The following is a 5,012-nucleotide window of genomic DNA, read 5'->3' as shown; positions in this document are numbered from 1 at the left end:
GGGTGCGGCGGGAGGTTCGGACGGCGTCGGCGGTGAAGACGATCAGGGCCAGCCAGACCAGCGCGAAGCCGGCCAGCCGGGCCGGCGGCATCGGCTCGTGGAAGATCAGCACCCCGCAGCCGAGCTGAAGGATCGGCGCCAGGTACTGGACCATGCCGAGGCTGCTCAGGGGCAGTCGGTTGGCAGCCCCGGCGAACAGCAGCAGCGGAATCGCCGTGGCCGCGCCGGCCAGCACCAGCAGCGCTGTGTGCCCGGCCGAGACGTGCCCGAAGGTCAGGTCCGCCTTCGCCATCAGCCAGCCCAGGTAGCCCAGCGCCGGCAACGCCAGCACCGCCGACTCGACGAAGAGCCCCTCCGCCGCAGGCAGCCCGAGCCGCTTCTTCACCAGGCCGTAGCCGGCGAAGCTGAACGCCAGGGTCAACGCCAGCCAGGGCAGCCGGCCGTAGTCCACGGTGAGCACCGCGACCGCCGACGCGCCGATCCCCAGCGCCACCCACTGCGCCGGGCGTAGCCGCTCCCGCAGCACCGTCACGCCGAGCAGCACCACGACCAGCGGGTTGATGAAGTAGCCGAGCGCGGTCTCCACCACCCGGTCGGAGTTGACCCCGTAGATGTAGGTGCCCCAGTTGACAGCGATCAGCGCGGCGGCCGCGACGATCCCCGCCACCGCCCAGGGGCGGCGCAGCAGCGCCCGCAGGAAGCCGACGTTGCGCAGCGCCGCCAGCAGCAGGGCCACGAAGAGCACCGACCAGACGATGCGGTGGGCCAAAATCTCCAGCGGGCCGGCGGGTCTCAGCAGCTTCAGGTAGAGCGGAAAGAAACCCCAGAGCAGGTACGCGCCGAGGCCGTAGAGGTATCCCAGGCGGAGTGGCGTCACGCCTCCACCGTAAGGGGCGTAGTGCTGCTTTGTTCCTTTCCGGTGATCGGGGTCACCGGGGGTCGCCGGTCCAGCTGCATCCACCGTTGCGGCGCGTCCAGCGGGGTGAAGCCCACCCCCGCGTACACCTGGTGGGCGTCGTTGGTGCAGAGCAGGATCCGGCGTACGCCCAGCTCGTCCAGGTGGTCGCGGACCGCGCCGGCCAGCCACCCACCCAGCCCGCGACCCCGGGCGGCGCTGTCGACGTACACGTCGCAGAGCCAGGCAAAGGTGGCACCGTCCGTGACGACCCGGGCCACCGCGACCTGGCGGCCGTCCTCCGGCCGGTAGATGCCGAACGGCAGTGAGCCGGCGAACGACCGCTCGGTGGTCTCCCGGTCTCGTCCGAGCGCCCAGTACGCGTCGGTGGACAACCAGTGGTGCACCAGGTCCAGGTCGATCCGCGCCGGATCGGTGCTGAGCAGGTGGCCGTCGGAATACGTCAGCGAGAACATGCCGCGACGCTAACCGCCGAGATGGGCGGTCCGGCCGCCAAATTCCCGAACTCTGGTCATCGGCCGACCGGGGCCCCGGCCGAGGTCGGAGCCCCGGGCGGACCGGGTCGGTGCTGGCTGGTCGGTGGTCAGTCCCGGTCGAGGACGGCGCCGAGGATCCAGGTCACGATGCTCACGAAGAGAGCACCGAGCACGGCTGCCGGCCAGAAACCGTCCACCGAGAACGGCAGCCCGGCCTGGTCGGCGATCCAACTGGTGAGCAGGAAGAGCAGCCCGTTCACCACTAGGGCGATGAGACCCAGTGTCAGCAGGTAGAAGCCACAACCGACGGTCTTGATGATCGGCTGGAGAACCGCATTGACCACGCCGAAGATCACCGCCACCAGGAGCAGCGTGGTCACCGTCTCGGTGGCCGAGTTCGAATCCAGAGAGATGCCCGGGATGAGGAGCGTGGCCAGCCAGAAAGCCAGAGCTGTGCTGGCCAGCCGAATCAGCAGACCTTTCAGAAAACCCATGGCGGGGATCGTGCCACGGACACCGCACCGACGTAACCCGCCGGCTGGCCGTCCCGGTGGATCAGCCGCGCGTCGGCGGTCCGATCAGTTGCGCCTCGATCGGAGTGGGGGAGAGCAGTGCCCAGCGCAGCGCCCGACGGTTGACCACGGCGACCATGTCCTCCCGGATCCGGGTCAGCCACTCGGCCGAGCCACCCAGCCCCAGTGCGGCTCCGGCCAGAGTGGCCTCGGCGGCGGTCAGCGGCTGGAGCAACGCCAGGTCGGCGCGGCTCAACGCGTCCACATCGGCCGGGGTCAGCTCGTCGCGTACCACCAGGGTGGCCCGCCACGGCGGGCCCGGCGCGGCCTCGGCCGCCACCGGCCCGGCGTCGACGATCAGCAGCAACGGACGCAGCGCGGTGCCCACCCCGTCGGCGACCGCCCGACCGGGAGGGAGCAACGGGATCGTGCCGCCCGGCGCGCCAACCCCTCGGATGAACGGCTCCCAGGCGCGTGGCCGGGCGGTCTGCACCACCACCAGAGCGCCGAGTGCCAGGGCGCGCAGGGCCACCAGCTGGGCTGCCCGTACCCCGCCGACCAGCAGCACGCGGGTGCTCTCCGGCCGGAACAGTCGTACGGTGACGGCTCGGCCGTGCCGGTTGGTGCCGACCATCATTCCCGCGTCGCCCAGAGACAGCTCCCAGTCGTCGACCGCCGGGGCGGGTCGCGCTCCGGGCGCCGGTGGGCGGGGTTGCGCCCCGGGTGCCGTCAGCGCCAACGGCAGCGTGGCGGCCAGCCCGCTCAGGTGGGCGCCGTCGAGTCGTCGCAGCTTGCCGCCCAGGTCGGTGACCAGGCGGACCAGCGCCTCGGTAGCCGCCGCCAACTCGGCCGCCGTCCCGGCGGCCAGGCGTACGGTCAGCTCGGTCGGCACTCCGTCGGCCGCCGGCGGACCCGACGACGTCGACATCGTCGGCGCCGGGCCGGAGCAGATCGACACCGTCGTGGCCGTCGCCGGCAGCGCGAGCAGGCGGGGCACCAGCCGGCGTCCAGCCCCAGCACCGGCGTCGGGCCAGTGGAGCAGACGGAAGGTGGCCTGGACGAGAGTCCCGGACCGGATCGCCGGCCAGGACTCCCGGACCGGTTCGCCGTCGTGGTGGGCCAGCTCGCCCAGGACGCGCAGCGCCGCCGGCACCCCGAGCGGCCGCGCCCCCAACGGCCCGAGCCGGCGGACGATCCGGCGGACCGTGCCGGCGAGCACCCGGCGCAGGTCCTCCTCGGGCCAACCGTTCACCCGCAGCACCCGGACCGCCACCACCGCCCGCTCGCGCCCGGCGAGCCGCCCGTCGGTGAGCTGCCGGTACGACGTGCCGACCGTGCCACCGGCGCCCGGCACCGGTGCCGGCGCACCGGCGAGCAGCAGTTGGACCAGCAGCGGGGGCTGGTCCGGCCCGGTCGGGGGGAGCAACGCGGCCGGGGCGGGGATCGCCTGGGACACGTCGCCCAGCAGGTCGCCGGGGTCGCCGAGCTCCAGGAGCGCGACCATGCCGGTGGTGTCCTCCAGGACGGCCGCCGGCCCGCCGGTCAACTCGGTCGAGCGGACCACCATGCCCGGGGCGACCAGGTCGAGCAGTTCGGCCGCACCGGCCGGCGCGGTCAACGCCCGCCGGCGGGTGAGGTGCCCGATGGCGGTGCCCAGCCACTCGAACAGCCACCGCCCCCGCACCGGCACCCAGGCGGCGGCCACCAGCAGCACGGCCACCAGTGCGGCCGACGCGACGACCGGTGCGGGCCGGCCGAGGGCGACGAGCACGAGCGCCGCCGCGACCTGCGCGGTGACCAGTTGGCCGGCTCGTGCTCCGGCAGCCGCACGACGGCCGTGTGCGACCCAGCGGGCCACCGGCGACCGGCGACGGGGGGTGCGCTGATCGACCGACCCCGGGCCGCGGTCGGTGGGCCGGTCCGGCCCGCCCACCCGTGGGGAGGCGCCTGCCTCGGACCCGACCGGGATCGGCGGGTGCGGCCCTCCGGTGGTGATCGCCGGCACCGTGCCTCCTCGACCAGTGGGGACCGGGTCGGGCGGCCGGCCGCCTTCCGGCGGCCCGTCACGCGCCGCGACGTGGCTGCGGCACATCGTAAGCGACCGATGGCCGCCTCGGTTGTCCACAGGGGAAGCCGGTGGGGTAGCAGAACGGCTACGAGGTCGCTACCGTCAGCCACGAAGTCAGTCGCTGACCCGTGTCTCAGTGCTCGACGACCGGGCCAAGCGACGACGCGTCGCCCCGAGGTGGGCGCGTCGACGGCCAGGTGCGATCCGAGAGACGAGGTGACGTCCGGATGTCCCAAACCAAGGCAGAAGCAGCGGTGATGCAGCAGACTGCCGCGAAGTTCGAGCAGGTGGACCAGTCGTTGCAGTCCATGCTGACCGGCCTGCTGGCCGAGCTGGAGGTGTTGCAGCAGGCCTGGCGTGGCGCTGGTGGCCGGTCGTTCGAGCAGGTCAAGCAGCAGTGGTCACAGGACCAGGCAGCGCTGCACCGCGCGCTGCGCGAAACCGCCGGTGCGATCCGCACCGCCGGTCGGCAGTACCACGCGTCCGACGACGAGGTGGCCAGCCGGGTGGCCGGCACCAACCGCGGCGGCATCCAGTTGCCGCTCTGATCCCGCTGGGGAGGGAATCCGATGGACCATGGTGTGCTGGTCGTCAACTTCGCCGCGCTGCAGCAGGCCGGCGCTGACATTCAGAAGGCGTTGAACACCCTCGACGCGCAGCTCGGCCAACTCGAACGCGACGCCGCCCCGCTGGTGGCGAGCTGGACGGGCGAGGCGCGGCAGGCCTACGAGCAGCGGCAGGCGCGGTGGCGTTCGGCCTCGCAGGACCTGCAGGGGATGCTGCGTGACATCAGGTTGGCGGTGAACGACTCCGCCACCGACTACCTGGACACCGAGAAGAAGAACACCGGGCTGTTCCAGTGAGCGATGTGGGCCGGGAGCGCTGACCGTGTCCGGGTCGGCGCCCCGCCCGCAGCCGGTCGGCGCTCAGGGCCGTGCGCGGGCGGGCTCAGGCCGTGCGCGGGCGGGCTCAGGCCGGGCCGGCCGTGCGCCAGCGTCGACGGGCGCCCCGGGGCATCATCAGGGCGAGCAGCGCCACGG

Annotated in this window: 6 protein-coding genes; 2 read left to right on the top strand and 4 right to left on the bottom strand. The window is 73.2% G+C overall.

The genetic code is table 11. The features are described 5' to 3' along the window. The 4 genes from rarD to eccE all read right to left on the bottom strand — a co-directional run. On the bottom strand, window positions 1-877 hold an 877-nt coding region (rarD, locus tag DLJ58_RS00515), incomplete at its 3' end, for an EamA family transporter RarD (RefSeq protein WP_124853354.1). Further along, entirely contained in the window at window positions 874-1,371 is a 498-nt protein-coding gene (locus DLJ58_RS00510; RefSeq protein WP_124853353.1) for a GNAT family N-acetyltransferase, read from the bottom strand. The genes DLJ58_RS00510 and rarD, both read right to left, overlap by 4 nt. Window positions 1,372-1,499: 128 nt before the next feature. After that, on the bottom strand, window positions 1,500-1,886 hold the full coding sequence (locus tag DLJ58_RS00505) for a phage holin family protein (protein WP_091395522.1): 387 nt from the start codon (window positions 1,884-1,886) through the stop codon (window positions 1,500-1,502). A gap of 61 nt (window positions 1,887-1,947) precedes the next feature. After that, window positions 1,948-3,909 (bottom strand): type VII secretion protein EccE, encoded by a 1,962-nt coding sequence (gene eccE / locus DLJ58_RS00500; protein WP_244218723.1) that lies wholly within the window; start codon window positions 3,907-3,909, stop codon window positions 1,948-1,950. A 290-nt stretch (window positions 3,910-4,199) separates the two neighbouring features. Between eccE and DLJ58_RS00495 the strand changes: the two genes are divergently transcribed. Beyond that, the gene (locus DLJ58_RS00495; protein WP_091395516.1) at window positions 4,200-4,520 is read left to right on the top strand and encodes a WXG100 family type VII secretion target; all 321 of its coding nucleotides are present in this window, start codon (window positions 4,200-4,202) and stop codon (window positions 4,518-4,520) included. Window positions 4,521-4,541: 21 nt separating this feature from the next. Further along, window positions 4,542-4,835 carry a WXG100 family type VII secretion target gene (locus DLJ58_RS00490; RefSeq protein WP_112585712.1) on the top strand — a complete coding sequence of 98 codons (294 nt, stop codon included), beginning with the start codon at window positions 4,542-4,544 and terminating at the stop codon, window positions 4,833-4,835. Window positions 4,836-5,012: the final 177 nt, after the last annotated feature.

Source organism: Micromonospora arida, from assembly GCF_003857035.1.
Taxonomy (GTDB): domain Bacteria; phylum Actinomycetota; class Actinomycetes; order Mycobacteriales; family Micromonosporaceae; genus Micromonospora; species Micromonospora arida.
This window is presented reverse-complemented; position numbering and strand designations above follow the sequence as displayed.

What these genes read in the sequence shown, in the direction of transcription:
- DLJ58_RS00510 (WP_124853353.1), bottom strand. Translation starts at nt 1,371, where the DNA reads ATGTTCTCGCTGACGTATTCCGACGGCCACCTGCTCAGCACCGATCCG.
- DLJ58_RS00505 (WP_091395522.1), bottom strand. Translation starts at nt 1,886, where the DNA reads ATGGGTTTTCTGAAAGGTCTGCTGATTCGGCTGGCCAGCACAGCTCTG.
- DLJ58_RS00495 (WP_091395516.1), top strand. Translation starts at nt 4,200, where the DNA reads ATGTCCCAAACCAAGGCAGAAGCAGCGGTGATGCAGCAGACTGCCGCG.
- DLJ58_RS00490 (WP_112585712.1), top strand. Translation starts at nt 4,542, where the DNA reads ATGGACCATGGTGTGCTGGTCGTCAACTTCGCCGCGCTGCAGCAGGCC.